Source organism: Lachnoclostridium sp. An76 (assembly GCF_002161355.1).
GTDB classification, from domain to species: domain Bacteria; phylum Bacillota; class Clostridia; order Lachnospirales; family Lachnospiraceae; genus Mediterraneibacter; species Mediterraneibacter caccavium.
This window is the reverse complement of the sequence record NZ_NFHL01000001.1, coordinates 889652-908491: the sequence shown is the minus strand read 5'-3', so window position 1 is coordinate 908491 and position 18840 is coordinate 889652. Positions and strand designations below refer to the sequence as shown.

At 40.1% G+C, this 18840-nt stretch carries 13 protein-coding genes; all 13 read left to right on the top strand.

All coding sequences use genetic code 11. From position 1 onward, the window contains the following. Positions 1-5 precede the first annotated feature (5 nt). The 13 genes from tnpB (at position 6) to wecB (ending at position 18285) form a co-directional block, all read left to right on the top strand. Positions 6-371 (top strand): IS66 family insertion sequence element accessory protein TnpB, encoded by a 366-nt coding sequence (gene tnpB / locus B5G27_RS04060; protein WP_143449638.1) that lies wholly within the window; start codon positions 6-8, stop codon positions 369-371. Between the two features lie 275 nt (positions 372-646). After that, positions 647-2284 (top strand): IS66 family transposase, encoded by a 1638-nt coding sequence (gene tnpC / locus B5G27_RS04055; RefSeq protein ID WP_087177757.1) that lies wholly within the window; start codon positions 647-649, stop codon positions 2282-2284. A 33-nt stretch (positions 2285-2317) separates the two neighbouring features. Next, entirely contained in the window at positions 2318-2485 is a 168-nt protein-coding gene (locus B5G27_RS15780) for a transposase domain-containing protein (protein ID WP_242958211.1), read from the top strand. Between the two features lie 513 nt (positions 2486-2998). Continuing rightward, positions 2999-4402: a non-canonical purine NTP pyrophosphatase gene (locus B5G27_RS04050; RefSeq protein ID WP_162611183.1), complete on the top strand. Its 1404-nt coding sequence runs from the start codon at positions 2999-3001 to the stop codon at positions 4400-4402. Further along, positions 4395-5591: a tetratricopeptide repeat protein gene (locus tag B5G27_RS04045; protein ID WP_087177666.1), complete on the top strand. Its 1197-nt coding sequence runs from the start codon at positions 4395-4397 to the stop codon at positions 5589-5591. The genes B5G27_RS04050 and B5G27_RS04045 overlap by 8 nt, the downstream gene beginning before the upstream one ends. Positions 5592-5615: 24 nt before the next feature. After that, a complete protein-coding gene (locus B5G27_RS04040) occupies positions 5616-8075 on the top strand; it encodes a P-loop NTPase fold protein (RefSeq protein WP_162611182.1) in 2460 nt (819 codons plus the stop codon). Between the two features lie 26 nt (positions 8076-8101). After that, a complete protein-coding gene (locus tag B5G27_RS04035; protein ID WP_087177664.1) occupies positions 8102-11053 on the top strand; it encodes a hypothetical protein in 2952 nt (983 codons plus the stop codon). 477 nt (positions 11054-11530) lie between these two features. Further along, entirely contained in the window at positions 11531-13225 is a 1695-nt protein-coding gene (locus B5G27_RS04030) for an AAA family ATPase (RefSeq protein ID WP_087177756.1), read from the top strand. A gap of 195 nt (positions 13226-13420) precedes the next feature. Continuing rightward, positions 13421-13798: a helix-turn-helix domain-containing protein gene (locus B5G27_RS04025; RefSeq protein WP_242958209.1), complete on the top strand. Its 378-nt coding sequence runs from the start codon at positions 13421-13423 to the stop codon at positions 13796-13798. A gap of 2 nt (positions 13799-13800) precedes the next feature. Continuing rightward, a complete protein-coding gene (locus B5G27_RS04020) occupies positions 13801-14619 on the top strand; it encodes an ImmA/IrrE family metallo-endopeptidase (RefSeq protein WP_162611181.1) in 819 nt (272 codons plus the stop codon). 132 nt (positions 14620-14751) lie between these two features. Next, positions 14752-15810, top strand: coding sequence for a nucleoside-diphosphate sugar epimerase/dehydratase (locus B5G27_RS04015; RefSeq protein ID WP_087177661.1), 1059 nt, complete (start codon positions 14752-14754; stop codon positions 15808-15810). A gap of 43 nt (positions 15811-15853) precedes the next feature. Continuing rightward, a complete protein-coding gene (locus B5G27_RS04010; protein WP_087177660.1) occupies positions 15854-17074 on the top strand; it encodes a capsular polysaccharide biosynthesis protein CapF in 1221 nt (406 codons plus the stop codon). Between the two features lie 35 nt (positions 17075-17109). After that, positions 17110-18285 carry a non-hydrolyzing UDP-N-acetylglucosamine 2-epimerase gene (gene wecB / locus B5G27_RS04005; RefSeq protein WP_087177659.1) on the top strand — a complete coding sequence of 392 codons (1176 nt, stop codon included), beginning with the start codon at positions 17110-17112 and terminating at the stop codon, positions 18283-18285. Positions 18286-18840: the final 555 nt, after the last annotated feature.

Here is an 18840-nt window from a genome sequence, read left to right as displayed (position 1 = left end):
CACCGATCAATACTGATCAGTGGGGCGGAGTACCCTCTGCCCTGCTGATATCCCAGGCTGTCCGTTTAATATGGCCCGGACTGTCCGGGAAATGCGGCCCTGCTGTCCGCAGAAAGTGGCTGTTTGCACCATTTGAAAAAGGGACACTTTTCCTCTTCTGCGGCAAGCGGTCCGACCGCTGTAAAGGACTGCTCTGGATGGGGACGGGATTTCTGCTTTTGTATAAAAGATTCGAAAACGGGCGGATGTCCTGGCCAAGGAATACACAGGAGGCAGCCGATCTTACGGAGGAGCAGTTCCATTACCTGATGATGGGGCTTAACCCGCTGGATCTCAGGGTGAAAGAGGTGGCGCCCGAAAAAATATATTGAACTGATTGTGCAAAACAGAGAAATTTTTCTTCTCTTTTATCCGCCTGAAAATCAGTGTTCCAGAGGCGTAGAAGGTATCTCCTAGTGCAGCAGCAGAGCCTGGCAGCGATACTTCCGGGGACAGGCAAAGTTTGAGAATCCTATATTTTACAGGCGGCCAGTCCAAAGCTGGACATGCCAGAAAACAGGGCAAAATGACGGATTGCCTTTCTTCCGTGATTGGCGCAAGTGCGCACTTTCTGGTATACTTTTTTACAGGAAAGGCGGTCGTCAGTATGTGTCAGAAATTTACACCCGAACAACTGAAAAACATGGATATGGAGACAAAAGACAGTGTCATTTTTCAGATGCAGGACCGTCTGGATAAGCTGGAGCATGATTATGAAAATCTGATCGAGCAGATCCGCCTGGCAAACCAGCAGCGTTTCGGACGGCATACAGAAAAACTGGACGAGATTGCAGGACAGCTCTCCTTTTTTAACGAAGCGGAAGCGAACTGCGCGGAAGACGCGCCAGAGCCAACAATAGAGGAAACCATCTGTCTGGAACTGAAACCTGTACGCCGCGCAAAGAAAAAAGGACAGAAAGAGGAAGACCTGAAGGAGTTCCCGCAGGAAGAAATCCCCCATGATGTTCCGGAGGAGGAATTGATCAAAACCTTTGGTGAAAGTAATTATAAAAGCATGCCGGATGAGGTTTACTGGCAGCTGCGGTTCGAACCTGCGAAGTGGATCGCAGAGAAACATATCGTAAAGGTATATGTTGGTACAGATGGACTCCATCAGGATGAATTCCTGCGGGGAGACCATCCTTCCACTTTGTTTAGAGGGAGTATTGCCACCCCTTCTCTGGAAGCGGCGATCATCAATGCGAAGTACGTGAACAGTAATCCCCTGGATCGTATTTCCAGAGATTTTCAGACAAATGGGCTTCAGTTATCGAAACAGACCATGTCAAACTGGACGGTCTGGACAGCGGAACGATATTTCCAGCCGGTATACGACTGGATGAAAAAACGTCAGCTGGAAGTTCATGTCAACCAGTGTGATGAAACAACGGTAGAAGTGATCCATGACGGCAGACCTGCAGGCAGTAAAAGCTATATGTGGGTGCATCTCACCGGTGAACTCAGTCCAGGTCCAAAGATTGTTGCGTACGAGTACCAGAAGACCAGGCACAGCAGCCATCCCAAAGAGTATTATAAAGACTTCAAAGGAGTCCTGATGACGGATGGACTGGAACAATACCATAAGCTGGCAAGGGAACTGGAAGGGGTGACCAATGCGAACTGCATGGCGCATGCGAGGCGTCATTTTGCCAATGCGATCAAGGCGATCGGGAAAGGCAATGAAGAAGCCATCCGATCTTCCATTGCGTATAAAGCACTGGTAAGGATCGGGGCGATCTATAAGCTGGAGGGAGCCTTAAAAGGACTGACTGCGGAAGAACGCCTGAAGGAACGGCAGGCCTCAATCAAGCCATTGGTTGAGGAATATTTCGCGTGGGTCAGAGAGATCTGTTCTGACCAGACGGTCCTCCCGAAGGGAGAAACTGCAAAAGGATTGAATTACAGCCTGAATCAGGAAGAATATCTGAAAGTATTTCTTACGGATGGGGAAGTGCCGATCGATGATTCGGCCAGTGAGCGCGCGCTGCGGAATTTTACAGTTGGCCGGAAAAACTGGGTGACGATCAATACAGTCAGAGGTGCGCAGGCAAGTGCGGTCATTTACAGCATCACGGAGACAGCCCGGGCGAATAACCTGAATGTTTATTATTATATCCGGTATCTGCTGACAGAGCTGATAAAGCGAAAAGATAAAGACGGAAATATAGATGAAGCAATGTTGGAGTCGATCATGCCATGGTCGAAAGAACTTCCAGCAGAATGTTACAGCAAGCGCCGCCAATGAACAGCGGCGCATGACTTATGAGGGGCGTAGGATTTGACGTTTACGAATAACCTGAATCCCTTCCGCTATCTGGAATACGTCCTGACTGTGATGAAGGACCATCAGGAAGATACGGATTACCGTTTTATGGAAGATCTGCTTCCATGGTCAGGGCAGCTGCAGGAAATCTGCCGGAGCAAAACAAAAACAACAAATGTATAAACCGGCCGCCGGGAACGGCGGTCAAAAAATACGCTGGTACTTATGATTTACCGTATATGATTGAATACAAGACACCGGCTGAATGCTACTATCCGGCAATGTTGTTGCCCTATGTAGCTTAGCATATATGGGAACTGGAGTATTTCAACATCCTACTCCTGTTCCCCGTAACTTATCCACCATATCAGTTCATTATAAAAATCTTAGATTTTTGTCTTGACAACTGAGCTACTATACCCGTCCGGTAGACCACATGTAACTCTTATTATTCGCTGGACGCCCATTCTTCGTATACGGGGACTGGGGATTTACCGTGTACGATTGATGTGGTACAATGATTGCATATATTTACGTAAAAATAACAGGATTTTGCCTGAAATTTCTCTTTTCAAATCATATACTATATATAGCCAAATGTGTGTTTGCGCAGAAGTTTATGCTGATAAAAGAGATTTCTACAAAAAATACTGTAGATATAGAGATAAAATACAAAAGGATAAAGGTTGTATTTCAATGAAGAGAATTTATTATGTTACAGCGAATCCTCAAAAAGTGAAGGAAGTAAAACAGATTTTTGAACTACACGGTATGGATTATGAGGTGATTCAATTTGAAAAAGAAATTTTAGAAGTACAAAGTTTAGAAAAAAAAGATGTTTTACGAGATAAAATTAAACAGGCGTATCGAGAACTTCAGCGTCCGCTTATAACTGATATTACGTCCATCTATTTAGAGAAATTAAGAGAATTACCCGGCTCCTTATCTTCGGTTTTTTTTGAAGTTATGGGAAATGAGGTCATTATAAAATATTTTAAGGGGAGCAGAGCAAAAGTTTCTACCAGCTTGGCGTATTGTGATGGGAAAAATATTTACTATTTTTTCAGCAATGAAATTCACGGAGAAATTGTAGAAAAGAAGACAAAGGAAAAAGGATTTGGCTGGGATCAGATTTTCCGACCGGATGGCTATGACGATACATTTGCTGATCTTGATGAAGAAGAAAAAAATACAATTTCTATGAGAGCTGATGCTATAAAGCAATTAATTCAACATTTGAAAAAAAAGCCTCTTCCAGAATCTTCGGACGATGAGTATAAAAAAAATATCTCTAAAATAGTAGACCAAATAGTCGAAAAAAGACTGGTATTGTTTTTGGGAGCAGGTGTGTCAGCTGCTGCGGCAGGCTTACCGTTCTGGAGAAAGTTAGTTGAAGAAATGGGGCAAGAGTTGACTTATGACGAAGAAGTTTTTTTGAATTCAGATGATTATTTGATGTTAGCTGAATTTTTTAAACTGAATAAAGGCATCAATGTTTTCACAGAACTTATGAAAAGAAAGTGGAAAGTTGACGATGAGATCCTTAAAAATAACCAGATTTATTCAAATATACGCAGATTGAATCTGCCTGTTATCTATACTACAAATTTTGATAATTGTTTTGAAAGAAGTCAAAATTTAGATGATATATATCCAAGATATGAAACGGTTTTTGATTTGGATAGTTTTATAACAAGAGATGATAAATTAGGTAGATACATGAAGTTTCACGGTGATATTGATCACGATAATACAATTGTACTGTCGGAGGAACAATATTATGAGAGAATGGATTTCAATTCTTTTATGGATATCTGTTTGCAGTCAGATATAATGGGAAGAAGTGTATTGTTTTTGGGATATAGCCTTAGTGATATCAATATAAAACTTTTGCTTTACAGAATCAGGCGGACGATGAAAGACCAGAAGGTACCGGAATCTTATATTTTTGTTGACAAACCAGATGATATACGGTCTCGAGTTCTAGCACAAACAAAAGGTATAAGAACGGTATTGTCTCCAATGACGAATAGAAAAGAAAGTTTGAATAAGTTTTTGCAAGATTTAGTAGAGGAGTTGGAGAAAAGAAAAAATGAATAATATTATTATTGTATATGAGTCTGTAAAACAGGCGCTGGCACTCTGGTTGGAGCTGTTTTTTCATCTATGTGGTATTGAAGTTGGTCTTTATGCTTTAAATAAACCAAAAAAACAAAAGAAAAAAGAATGTAAATATCTATATTTAGGGACAGAGCGATGGATAAATTTTATAGAGGGTATTGACAATACTAAAGATGTTTTTGTGATGAAACTTAAGGATTGTGGTGAGTTGGATCATAATACTTTATGTATTGACAGTTTAAAAAAATATTCTAATTATAATTTGGAAATTTTGTACTCCTTGATTGATGTCCTTTACGATTCGGATATTGTTTTGAAAGAAATAGCTCGAGAATATAATTGGACAGATCTATTAGCTGCACATATTTATCATCAATGTATATATAAAGATCCTCAATTACTTGAGCAAGCCTATGAAATATATAAGCTTGCCCTGTACAAGGTAATGAAAAACGATATTATTAAAAACGATAAATTTCACTCGTGGTATATCGAACTATTTATTAAATGGAGAATGAACGATGTCAACCAAAAATTAAAGCAGCCCTGTGATTATAAGCTGAGCCAGCAGGCTGAAAAATTATTTGCTGAATATGGTGAGTATTCCGCAGTAGGAAATTTATGTGCAGATATTATTGGCGGGGAGTATTATTCTACTTCGTTTATGTCTTTATATTGTGATTTTAATGCAGCTAATGACTATCAATTAGTCTATGAACTTGGTAAGTATTTTTGGAAAACCAGGGAATATGAAAAGGCGGAAAACTGCTATATAGCATCCTATAGAAAGAATCAATATTTTTTCAGGCCCTTATATAAATTGGCTAAGTTGTGTGAAAAAAGAGAAGAGATAGGTCAGGCATTTGATTTATATGACAGAATAATAGAAATGTTGGAGTATAGAAAAGACAGAGGCAGACTTACACCATTGGAGGCGGAGTATTTATACAAATCTTATTTGAGCAAGGGATTGATATGGAGCCGGATACTAAAGAATCCTAAATTGGTGGAAAAATATAATGAGAGGATGAATGAGGTTATGTGGTTCGCTCAAAAAAATAATCGGTTCTTTGATGATTTAGAAAAATTTATTACAATAAAAGATCAATCAAAATTAAAAGATTTAATGAAGGGCAGATTGTCAAATATAATAGATTGTCAAAAATAGGATAATGAAAAAGGGATGAGAAAAATGACAGAAGATAAAAAAATAGTAAAATTGGGATATGCATATGGGGTGCGTTACGAAGCGGTAGATAGTTTCGAAAATTCTGTATTTAGTGAAGAGTATTCAAAAGCCAGTTTTGCTGTTCGTGAAATAGTGGAGAGAAATCACCAGTTAAATGAGGACTATAAAAAGAGCGGAACAGAATACAGAAATAGACAACAGATCTGTAATGTCCTGGCTTTTGTAGGGAGGCGGGGATCTGGAAAGACATCGGCAATGCTTTCGTATCTGGAATATCTTAAAGACTATTATAAGCTAATATCCAGAGCAGAAATAGATGAGTATCGTGTTACTGATAAAGATGATGAAAAGGTCATGTTTACAGGGCTTGAGTATATAGATGCGGCTTTGCTGGAACAGGATGAAGATTTGCTGGAGCTGGTTCTGGTAAAGATGCTCAAAAAATTTATGGAGTTGGATCAGGAAGCAGCCCTTGAGAGAAGAAATGATTATGATTATAAAAAACGTGAACTTTATCGCTGTTTCAATAATGTGTATGCCGGTCTTAAAAATTTGAATAATAAATCGGACATTTTCAGACAGGATGGCGGCATTTCATTGGATCCTTTAAAGAAGCTGTCTTTTAGTCAGAATATAAAAGAGGCATTTCAGAAATTAGTAAGTCAGTATTTGGATATAATGCAGTATTCTGAGATCATGGATCAGACATATCCGCAGAACAGATATCTTGTTATTACCATTGATGATATGGATATGAATGCATCGAAAGGTTTCGATATGCTGGAAAAGATCCAGCGGTATTTTATGATACCAAATGTAATAGTATTGCTTGCTATTGATTACGAACAAATGGAAAGAGTCTGCCAAAAACATTTTGTAAATGAATATTCAATAAAATGTCCGAGCGAAGATGCTGAAGAAATATATCAAAGAAGCATGCGACTTGGAACGGAATACCTGGAAAAAATCATTCCTTTGGGAAAGAAAGTTTTTATGCCAGGGATAAAGAATCGAACAGGGATTATATATGATGAAATAAAATATGCATATAATGAGGACGAACAAGGGGAAGGTTTTACAGGGAAAGACCTGATATTAAGAAATATGTATAATAAATTGGGGCTTTGTGTAGATCCGATTAGTGAAGAAATACATTACTTAGAGCCATCAACATTGCGGATGATAAATGCAATTACAAAGGATCTTCATGATCTGCCGGATATCTTACAGTTTGAAGGAAAGGATCTGGATGACAATAAGAGAAGAGAATTAAGAGGAAACTATACATGGTTTTGGAATGAGATATTAAATAAATATTTGCAGAAGCCCTTAAATAAACAGGAAAAGCATCTTATAGAGAGGATAGGAGAAATATCTTTTAAAGACAAGAATCAGTATGTAATTGATTTTTGTAGTTCTCAATTACATTTGTTAGGGAATTCGCTGGTGAGATACGGAGATTTTGGTTGCATGTTATATATGCTTCATTTGTATGAAAAAGAAAGCCGGGAGAACAGGGGATTTACAAACTGGATTAAAGCATATTATTCTATGCTGTTATCACGTCTTTTTGTTTTACAGAAATATGAAAAAGATAAATCGGAAAGATGGAATAAATATATTGATTATATTTTGCATGGAGAAGTACTCGGGCCATGGGAATCCGAAATATTTCCTAAATTTATGTCTGAGAACATGGGCGTCCCGTTGGATATTGGAAGGTTTGAACTTAAGTGTGGAAGTGGTTATGTATTTACTAATGATTATATAATAGAAAATCAAACTGAAGACAACGAAAAGGACAATAAGAAATATTTTAGGGATATTCAGATGCTTATATTTATGTTTTGTAATGCAGATGAGGATACAGAGCAATATATAAATATTCTACCAACTGAATCTGCTAATACAACCGGTTCAAAGCAGTCGATTAAAATTCAATTATTTAATTGTGATAAGTCCTTTAGCGTTTCAAGTTTCTTTTTTAACTGTATAAAATATGATAGAATTTTTGCCAAGATTGAAAAAGAATTGAAAGAAAAAGACTATTTAAAATATAGTGTTCGAAAAGAATTTGATGATTGGAAAGATAAGTATAATACTACAATGGCATTCCCGTTCAATAACATTGAATTGTTGATGAACTTGGCGCAAGACCTTGAAATTAAAAGGGATACTTCAATTTATGGGGATGAAGAAAAGATTAAAGTGCCAATTAAGTCATATTTAAATGTGATTGAGAAAAAGTTACAAGACGTTGATGAGTATTATAAAAATAACTTGAAAGTGGAAAAAAAATGTGGTTATACGGAAATTTTTCGAGAGTGTCCTGTAGTTGATTGGTTGAAAAATGTGGTAGAAAGAGATTCTGCGCCAGATCAGGATTCTTCTGCTTTAATAAGCGTATATAAAGTTGCAATTTCTCAGAATGAGATGGGGGAAGTAGATACTTCCTTTCAATAAATTAGGTATTATGGAGAATATAGCATATGGATAATATTAGAAAAATGTTGAGCATAATGTTGGGGAAAATACCGCCTAAAGCCATATTGACAAATAAACTTACATACGATGATTTCAGTGAGGAGTCATTTGTGAGATTGTCTACATATTATGCAAATGACTATTCTAATACGGAGTTACATAATCTATATTCTTGTTTGCGAGACGAGTATGAACGGCAGACAAACTGGCTGGAAGGAAAGGCGTATAGGCAAATATCGCATAAAATGAACGTGTTTCATGTTGTACGTGTTTTTGCTATGCATGTGCTAATTGAATATGATGGGATTCCTGTTTGTCGTTATGAGAATCTTTTGAGATGGAGAATGACATCTCATGAATTGGATGAGGATATATTTACTACTTCTTTTCTGGCTTATAATGATCTGCATCATTTTAGAAAGAGAGAGCAATTTTATTGGAGACCGGTTATAGGACATAATAATGCATATTTGAATCGTATTCTGGGACAAGGGATGGCAGAAAACCATTTTCACTTAAAAGGTTCAGCTCCCCAGTTTCCACTCTCGTGGATTAACCTTATGAATGACGTGACAAATAAAGAATTTTTTAAAAAACTGAAAAAGTATGAAAAAGAGCGTTTAGTAAGCCGTTATCAGACCGAATATTCAGATGATACGCTTGTTATTTATTGGTGGAAAGCAGCACTCTTGAGATGTTTTCTTTATGCAAAACTTACGGGAAAATTCCTGGATATTAAGGATCATTATGTATATCCGAATGAGGTTATCTATAAAATGAGTGAGGCACTGATTCGGGCAAATGGATACGAAGATAAGGAGACACTTCTAAGAGATCTTGGTCACAGACGTTATAATCTAAAACAGCTTAAAATGTTTTTTGAACAAAGGATATTTTATGAATTGTATGATCAATTTACTGAAAGAGTGGTTCAGAGGCTGCTGGAATCGTCAGAAGATGATATTGAATTTTATCTTGCAAATTTACAAAGACAGATCAGAGAATTCCAAATAGATGATTTGTTTTCAAGAGAAGACAATGCATCTTTGGATTATGCATTGAATGCATTGAGAAAAAGGGGGAGAGAATCATCTGTAAGCGGATGTAACGAAATTTTAGGAGGGGAAAGATGGTTCCTTTATACCATGTTCAGAGAAATATTTTCTTATTCAACAACGTATGAGAAATATAAAAATTGGTTCTATGCTTATTTGGTAATAAAAATTTATATTCGCTCGGAATTGATACAGGTGAATCATAATATTGGATTTGATAATTTCTTGAATTATCAAAATAGGAAAGAAGATTTTGTGGAAGATACTAAAATGGAAGATATATATCTTCAAATGGCAGTGAGGGATACTGTGGAGAACCAACCGATTCGCTTTTTGGAGGCAAGAGTATCGCCGAGAAAGACGGCTAAAGAAGATGCTGATTATATAACTAGACTTGATAATAAAATTAATGCAAAGGATAGGAATAAATACTTTTATGTATTCCATTTTGTCAAAGAGAAAGACGAAAAGGCGGAAAATCTCCCAGATGGGGACATACAATACCGGCATTATAAATTTAGAAAAAAAATAAAAAGTCAGGCCATAGCCATAGCTGAATTGCGAAAAAATAATTATGAGGTGGCGAGACGAATTCACGGTATTGATGCCTGCTCAGCAGAAATCCCTTGCAGGCCAGAAGTTTTTGGTCAGGTATATAGATATTTAAAAAATCATGAAGTCTTTTTTGAGGCACAGGGCGAAAAAGAACAATATTATTTGGAAATGGAGGAAAATGATAATATAGAAAAGCTGCCGCGCCTAAGGACTACATATCATGTAGGAGAGGATTGTGAAGATATAATTGATGGACTAAGAGCGATAGACGAGGTTATTCGATTTTGTAATTTGGAGCGGGGAGATCGAATTGGGCATGGTTTAGTACTTGGAGAAGACATTGTAGAATGGTATAGACGGCGAAATTACATTGTAAGTTTATCGAAGCAGAACTATCTGGATAATATTGTTTGGTTATATTATCAGATACAAAAATTTGGTCTGGTAGAATATGAAGACGTGGCAGTGCTTCTGGAAAAAACATATGAGGAATTATTTCAAGAAATTTATGGGGCGAATTTAAATGAACCTTTTATGAATGAGGTGATTCATAACGCAAGGCAATATTTCAGAGAGTATGTTGTGTCTCGTAAAGATGAGTTTGTTGATGCGTACAGGGATGGATTTTATGTTTATGGTCGGGGAAATTATAAATTCCATATATCTACATATTACAACTCCTGGAAACTAAGAGGAGATGATCCGGAGTGTTATGAAAATGGTTTTTTTATGCATAAAGATTTTGAAGATTCTTTATGGAATTATTATGCTGTAAATGCGGAAGATACAGATGAATTTGACATCAGGTATAATCCAGAGTGTACTTATTTGTATTTTATGTACCATTATAATAAAAGAGCAAGAAAAATCGGCGAAGAAGATATTGAAGTAAAAGTAAGTACAAGATTAGTTCAGTGTTTAGAACAAGTTCAACAAAGGTTATTGGAATATATTGCTCAGAAGGGAATTGGAATAGAGACAAATCCATCTTCCAATTATTTAATCGGCAGTTTTAAGAGGTATGATAGCCATCCGATTATCAAGTTTTATAATAAAAGCTTAGAAAATGACCAGAAAAAGATTGCTATGTGTCCTCAAGCACTAGTCTCAATAAATACAGATGATCAAGGAGTGTTTTCTACATATCTTGAAAATGAGTATGCATTACTAGCTTTAGCATTGGAAAAGAAAAAGGATCAAAACGGAAATCCTATGTATAATAGAAGTAAAATTTATCAGTGGATAGATGAAATTAGAGAGATGGGAATTTATCAAGGGTTTATAGGAGAAATGGAATCTCATCGTAGTGAATTAAATAATGAAAGTAAACTGGATTTTCCAATCTAATTCTACAAAAATATAGAAAATACTGTAGTTACCAGATTATGGGATGGTCATTATACGGAAATAAGATTCGGTCTTGATCCACGACCACGGGAAATCGATCCATATATCAACGAACTGGAAACTGTCAGAAGCGGGCTTGGCAGGATAATGACAGTGACCCTGTTGCTAAGCCGGTTTGAACTGAGTGATCAACTGCGTTTTGAGGCCTGGAAGTATCATGATGAGGAACATGTGAAAACTTCTACGGTGATGGACTGTCTGTCATCAGAAGAGTTTATTTGTACAGCGATACGGGAGGCAAGGCAGAGAGGCTTTTGAGCGCCATTCAGAAGGACACGGATACAGAAGAATGCTTGTGATCGAGGCTCATTCATCAGAGATAGAAATATTGGTTGAAAACCGGAAAAATCAGAAAACAGCAGCGTGAAAGCCTGGGAGCTGCGCTATGTCACCAGCGTCGGAAAGGAGTGTGGGGAGATGAGAAAAAAACTTCCCATTGGAATTGAAAATTTTAAGGAATTCTCATCTGAAGACTTTTACTATGTAGATAAAACTTTGTTTATCAAAGAGTTGTTACAGAACTGGGGAAAGGTAAATTTGTTTACCCGTCCCAGACGCTTTGGCAAGTCCCTCAATATGAGCATGCTGAAATGTTTTTTTGAGGCAGGGAAAGATCCGGCATTGTTTAATGGACTGAAGATCATGCAGGAAAAAGAACTGTGTGAAAAATACATGGGGAAGTTCCCTGTGATTTCCATCAGTCTGAAAAGCGTGGATGGTTTAAATTATGAGTCAGCGTCTGCAGCATTACGGACGGTGATCGGGAATGAGGCCGGAAGATTCCGCTTTTTAAAGGACAGTGACAGATTGACGAATGACGAAAAAGAGGCCTATGCACAGCTGACAGAGGTTGGTTCATCACAAGGCGGAATTTACACGATGACAGAAAAAATGGCAGAAGCAAGTCTTCAGACACTTTCTCGCCTTTTAGCCAGGCATTATGGCCAGAAAACTATCCTGCTGATCGACGAGTATGATGTCCCGCTGGACAAGGCATTCCAGGGCGGATATTATGATGAGATGGTATCTCTCATCCGCAATCTGTTTGGAAATGCGCTGAAGACGAATGACAGCCTGTACTTTGCTGTACTTACCGGGTGTCTCAGGATCTCAAAGGAAAGCATTTTCACAGGGCTGAATAATTTAAACGTAATGACCATGTCAGATCCCTATTTCTGCGATAGTTTTGGATTCACAGAAGATGAGGTGACAGAACTTTTGGATTATTACGGACTGGATAATTTCCATGACACCGTACGGGATTGGTATGATGGGTATCGTTTTGGAGATACATCTGTGTACTGTCCGTGGGACGTTATAAAGTATGTCCAGATCCTGCTGAAAGATAAGAGCGCTGAACCAGAGAATTACTGGGCCAACACCAGCGGGAATGATCTGATCCGGCGGCTGCTGAAGAAAGCGAACCAAAGCACAAAAAATGACATCGAGTGTCTGATCAATGGTGGAACGATCACAAAAACAATCCGTCAGGAACTGACTTACCGGGAGATAGAGGATTCCATTGATAATATCTGGAGCGTCCTTTATTCCACCGGGTACCTGACATGCCGCAGGAGAGTACCTGGAAAGAAGATGGAGCTGGCATTGCCGAACCGGGAGGTAAGGGATCTGTTTATCGATCTGGTAAAGGACTGGTTTGAAGAAATGACTCAGGCAGACCATGGAAGAATCAGCCGCTTCTGCGCGGCATTCCCGGATGGTGATACGGATACGATCCAGGAAATGCTTGGAGATTATTTGTGGGATTCCATCAGTGTGCGGGACACGGCTGTGCGGAAAAATATGAAGGAAAACTTCTATCATGGGATGCTGCTCGGGCTTTTGCAGAACCAGGACAGTTGGCTGGTAAAGTCCAACGCGGAGACCGGTGAGGGTTACAGCAACATCTCTATCCAGACGCCGGACAGAGTGGGGATTGTGATCGAACTGAAATATGCGGATGATGGGAATCTGGAAGCGGCATGCCGGGAAGCACTCAGGCAGATTGAGGAAAAGAAATACGCGGAAGGTCTGAAACGTTGCGGCATGAAGAGGCTCATTAAATATGGGATCGCATTTTGCGAGAAAGAATGCCTGGTGGTGATGGCGTAGAAGGCTGGACTGTTATGGGTACAGATAAGCAATATATATTTGGGAAGAGATGGGAAAGAGAATATAGAAAATATCTTTATAATAGAGACTCAAAATGAAAAATTAAAACTATAAGGGGGAATAGTCTTTAAAATATTGACCAATGAAATGCGTTAGCATATAATACAATCAAAGAAAATGAGTCATGGAGGTGACATGATGCAGGATATTGATATTGTAGTTGCTAATAACATCATTGAGCAGATGAAAAAGAATAATACGAAGCAGATCGATCTGGCAAATGCAATTCATGTATCGAAACAGATTATGAGCAAAATGTTGAATGGAACCAGGTTGATCAGTATTGCTGAACTTCATAAAATTGCAGATTTTTTTCATATTACAATGGATGATTTATTAAAAACTCCAACAGAGTCAACAGAGATAGATGTTATGAGGGCTTTTATGGGGAAAGTTGGCTCAGAAGAGGCCAGAGAGGCATTGCGCACAGCGGATAAACTGGCAGATATGATTATCTTTCATGCCAATGTGCGGGAAAATGCAAAAGTTATGTCTGAAAAATGGGAGATGTAAGAGTGGCTTTACTATTTGATAGTATTTTATACAAAGCAGATGCAAAAAGATTTGAACAGATCAGGGAGATTTCCGCGGGATTTTCCAGTTATTATATCGGTCAGAACATTATCCAGGATGATATTTTTGCTGTGATCGAGAACTATGCGCGGACAAAGGAAATGCCTTTAGAATGGCTGCGTTTCCCGATCCGTGATCCGGAATTATGTGCTTGTACTTTTATCCGCAGCGGGCGTATTTTTGTTATGATGAATTCCGGTATTCCAATGTCTAAACAAATTTTCGCAGCAGCACATGAATTATATCATATACGCTGTTTTTTGGAAGAGGATAATCCTGAGTTGATAAAAAGAGGATCTATTTTAAAGGCTGCCACGATCGATGCTGGAGCTACGGAAGAGGAAGAAATGGAAGCGAATGCATTTGCCGGTATCCTTCTGGTGCCGGTAGATGCACTTGAACAGCAGATCAGGATTTATCAGATCAATAAGGAAGCAATAGAAATGAATGATATCCTCACACTTATGGACATTTTTGCGGTCCCCTATAAGGCAATGGTGCTTCGCCTGTTGGAAGAAAAGATAATTTCTGATGATCAGGCGAGAAAAATGACAGCTGTTCCTTTTTCTAAAGTAAAAAAACTTATACAAATGACAGGCAAAGCAAAGCGATGGGATATGATTCCGTCAGGCTATGAAAAATTTGGGAATCTTGTAGAAAATCTCACGATCAATACAGAACAAGAAGCTCTGCCTAAAAGCAGATTGGATAGCGATTGGAAGGAACTGGAAAGAATCAAAGAGTTATATGGGATTAAGTGAGAAACTATGGCAGACCAACAGAAATATGCGGTTTTGAATGATATCTATGAGGGACGTTATTATGCCAGAAAAGATGGAGACTTACAAAAAATTATATAAAAAACTTAAAAGATGAAAAGGAGACTATAAACTATGAGTACAATTTTCAAAGACAAAACCCTTCTGATCACCGGTGGTACCGGCTCTTTTGGAAACGCAGTCCTTAACCGTTTCCTTGACACTGATATCGGTGAGATCCGCATCTTCTCCCGTGACGAGAAGAAGCAGGATGATATGCGTCATGAATATCAGGTGAAATATCCGGAAGCAAGCAACAAGATCAAGTTTTACATAGGAGACGTCCGCGATCTCCAGTCGGTAAAGAATGCGATGTACGGTGTGGATTATATTTTTCATGCGGCTGCGCTGAAGCAGGTACCGTCCTGCGAGTTTTTCCCAATCGAAGCGGTGAAGACAAACGTACTGGGCACAGAGAATGTGCTGACTGCTGCGATTGAAGCCGGAGTTAAAAAGGTAATCTGCCTTTCTACGGATAAAGCTGCTTATCCGGTCAATGCCATGGGAACTTCCAAGGCGATGATGGAAAAAGTTATCGTGGCAAAATCCCGTACTGTCTCCCCGGAGAAGACGAGTATCTGCTGTACCCGTTATGGTAATGTTATGTGTTCCAGAGGATCTGTGATCCCGCTCTGGATCGAGCAGATCAAGAGCGGCAATCCGATCACTGTGACAGAGCCGAGCATGACTCGTTTTATCATGAGTCTGGAAGAAGCGGTGGAGCTGGTAGTATTCGCATTCCAGAATGCTGAATCAGGGGATATTATGGTACAGAAGGCTCCTGCATGTACGATCGAGGTACAGGCGCAGGCGGTGAAAGAGCTGTTCCACTCGGATGATGAGATCAAGGTGATCGGTATCCGCCACGGGGAGAAGATGTACGAGACTCTCCTTACGAACGAGGAATGCGCGAATGCGGTTGATATGGGCAATTTCTATCGTGTGCCCTGCGACAAGAGAGATCTGAATTACGATAAGTATTTCAAAGACGGAGACGTAGAGAGAAATCCGCTGACAGAGTTTAATTCCAATAATACAGAACTCCTGGATGTGGAGCAGGTGAAAGAGAAGCTGCTGAGTCTGAAGTATATCAGGGATGAACTGGAAGAGTGGAAAGAAAAAAATGATCAATAGATCGAATAGATCTTGCAAATTAAGATAACGAGAGGTACATTCCATGAAAATACTTATTACCGGAGCTGCCGGCTTCGTAGGGAAAAATCTTACAGCCGCCCTGGAGAATATCCGGGATGGCAAAGACAGGGTACATAAGATCAAAGGGCTGGACAAGCCGTCAGACCTTGTAATCTATAAATATGATATCAGTTCTTCACCAGAAGATCTGGATACATACTGCCGTGAGGCGGATTTTGTATTTAATCTGGCAGGCGTGAACCGCCCGAAAGATCCGGAAGAATTCATGAAAGGTAATTTCGGATTCGGATCTAAACTTCTGGAGACTTTAAAAAAATACGGCAACAAAGCGCCTGTCATGCTGTCCAGCAGCATCCAGGCGAGCCTGGAAGGCCGCTATGCAGGCAGTGAATATGGGAAGAGCAAGCTTGCCGGGGAAGAACTTTTCAGAAAATACAGCGAAGAGACGGGAGCAAAAGTGCTGATCTACCGTTTCCCGAATCTGTTTGGCAAGTGGTGCCGTCCGAATTACAATTCAGCAGTGGCAACGTTCAGCAATAATATTGCAAACGGCCTGCCGATCACGGTAAATGACCGGGAGACGGAGCTGGAGCTGCTTTATATCGATGACCTGATCGAGGAGATGATCCTGGCACTGAATGGCGAAGAACATCGGTGCAGCCAGACGCTGCCGGATGGCGGGGTGAGAGAATTCTGTTTCTGCCCGGTGACGTTTAAGGTGACGCTGGGACAGATCGTGGATCTTCTGTATAGCTTTAAAGAAAGCAGATCAGACCTTTCTGTGCCGGATATGAGCGATGGATTTACGAAGCGCCTGTATGCAAATTATCTGTCATATCTGCCGGCAGATGGATTTTCGTATAAACTGAAGATGAATAAGGATGACAGAGGCAGTTTTACAGAAATCCTGCGGACCGCAGACCGCGGACAGGTATCGGTCAATATCAGCAAACCTGGTATTACCAAGGGACAGCACTGGCATCATACGAAGAATGAGAAGTTTGTCGTTGTTTCGGGGAAAGGGCTGATCCAGCTCCGGAAGGTAGGGACAGATGAAAATGGAGAGCCTTACCCTGTTATCAATTATGAGGTGAGCGGAGACGAGATCACGGTTGTGGAGATGATCCCGGGGTATACGCATAATATTATCAATCTTTCAGACACAGAAGACCTGGTCACTGTAATGTGGGCGAACGAGCCTTTTGACCCGGAGCACCCGGATACTTTTGGCGAGCCTGTGTGAGATAAAAATGTGGATGAAAGACAGCAGGAGGAGTTATGAGAACAGATTATTCAGAAATCAAATTTAAAGATATCGGAAGACTGAAGCTTCTGATCATTGTGGGAACGAGACCGGAGATCATCCGCCTCGGTGCGGTGATCAATAAATGCAGGAAATATTTCGACACGATCCTCGCGCATACGGGACAGAATTATGATTATAATCTGAACGGAGTTTTTTTCCGCGACCTTAAACTGGACGACCCGGAAGTATATATGGACGCAGTCGGGGATGACCTGGGGGCAACGGTCGGGAATATCATCAATGCTTCTTATAAGCTGATGGTGCAGACAAGGCCGGACGCGCTGCTCATACTGGGGGATACGAATTCATGCCTTTCCGCGATCCCGGCGAAGAGACTGCATATCCCGATCTTCCATATGGAGGCAGGAAACCGCTGTAAGGACGAGTGCCTGCCGGAGGAGACGAACCGCAGGATCGTGGACATTATCTCTGATGTAAATCTGGCATATTCGGAACATGCCCGCAAGTATCTGCATGAGTGCGGCCTGCCGAAGGAAAGAGTATACGTGACAGGCTCACCGATGGCAGAAGTGCTGCATCAGAATCTCGATGAGATCCGCCAGTCAGATATCCTGGAAAGGCTTGACCTGGAACCGGGAGGATATATCCTGCTGTCTGCACACCGTGAAGAAAATATTGATACAGAGAAGAATTTCCTGTCTTTATTTAATGCGATCAATAAGATGGCGGAGAAGTATGATATGCCGATCCTGTATTCCTGCCATCCGCGTTCGAAAAAGCGGCTGGAGCAGTCTGGCTTTGAGCTGGACAAAAGGGTCATGCAGCACGAACCTCTTGGATTCCATGATTACAATCATCTGCAGATGAATGCTTTTGCAGTTGTATCGGATTCGGGTACGCTCCCGGAGGAGAGTTCATTCTTTACCTCTATCGGGAATCCATTCCCGGCAGTATGTATCCGGACGTCCACAGAGCGGCCGGAAGCTCTTGACAAGGCGTGCTTTATCCTGGCTGGGATCGATGAGAAGTCATTGATCCAGGCGGTGGAGACAGCGGTGGAGATGAATGAGAACGGGGATTACGGAATCCCGGTGCCGGATTATGTGGAAGAGAATGTGAGCACCAAGGTCGTGAAGATCATCCAGAGTTATACAGGGGTGGTTGATAAGATGGTTTGGAGGAAATAGGGCCGAAAAGATAGTCATTTTTCCAGAAGAACAGCATATAAATTAATAATATAAGTTTTAGGAGTTTATAGATGCTGCATGCTTTTGGTGTGAAAAATTACTATAATCTGAATATGGCAGCCCCAGTAGTTTTGCAGAAGGGAGTCTCATTTATATATGGAATATGCGGCTCAGGGAAAACTAATTTATGCAGGGCGTTGGGAGATATTATAGAGTTTTGCCCTGACAGCAGAGGGAAAAAAAGCCCACGGTTTTATTATCATTTTTCCAGTCAGGGATTTGATCTGATTTATGAGTATGACAGAGACCACAGGGGACAGGTGGGACATGCTTCTGTTGTGATACCGCAGTTTGGATTTTCGTTTCAATGTGCTGATGTACTCTATGAGGCGATGGATATTTTTCGGGTATGCCGCACATACGAGAAAAGAACAGCTGTATACAACGTTATTTGCATGTTTGAAGAGTATCTTTTTCGTGAATTTAGGGTTATCATACCGGAATGTAAAGCAGCACTGCAGGAAAATTTATATAAAGATGTTCTGAAAACAAAAG

What these genes read in the sequence shown, in the direction of transcription:
- B5G27_RS04030 (WP_087177756.1), top strand. Translation starts at nt 11,531, where the DNA reads ATGAGAAAAAAACTTCCCATTGGAATTGAAAATTTTAAGGAATTCTCA.
- tnpC (WP_087177757.1), top strand. Translation starts at nt 647, where the DNA reads ATGTGTCAGAAATTTACACCCGAACAACTGAAAAACATGGATATGGAG.
- B5G27_RS04035 (WP_087177664.1), top strand. Translation starts at nt 8,102, where the DNA reads ATGGATAATATTAGAAAAATGTTGAGCATAATGTTGGGGAAAATACCG.
- wecB (WP_087177659.1), top strand. Translation starts at nt 17,110, where the DNA reads ATGAGAACAGATTATTCAGAAATCAAATTTAAAGATATCGGAAGACTG.
- B5G27_RS04050 (WP_162611183.1), top strand. Translation starts at nt 2,999, where the DNA reads ATGAAGAGAATTTATTATGTTACAGCGAATCCTCAAAAAGTGAAGGAA.
- B5G27_RS04010 (WP_087177660.1), top strand. Translation starts at nt 15,854, where the DNA reads ATGAAAATACTTATTACCGGAGCTGCCGGCTTCGTAGGGAAAAATCTT.
- B5G27_RS04025 (WP_242958209.1), top strand. Translation starts at nt 13,421, where the DNA reads ATGATGCAGGATATTGATATTGTAGTTGCTAATAACATCATTGAGCAG.
- B5G27_RS04040 (WP_162611182.1), top strand. Translation starts at nt 5,616, where the DNA reads ATGACAGAAGATAAAAAAATAGTAAAATTGGGATATGCATATGGGGTG.
- B5G27_RS04045 (WP_087177666.1), top strand. Translation starts at nt 4,395, where the DNA reads ATGAATAATATTATTATTGTATATGAGTCTGTAAAACAGGCGCTGGCA.
- B5G27_RS04015 (WP_087177661.1), top strand. Translation starts at nt 14,752, where the DNA reads ATGAGTACAATTTTCAAAGACAAAACCCTTCTGATCACCGGTGGTACC.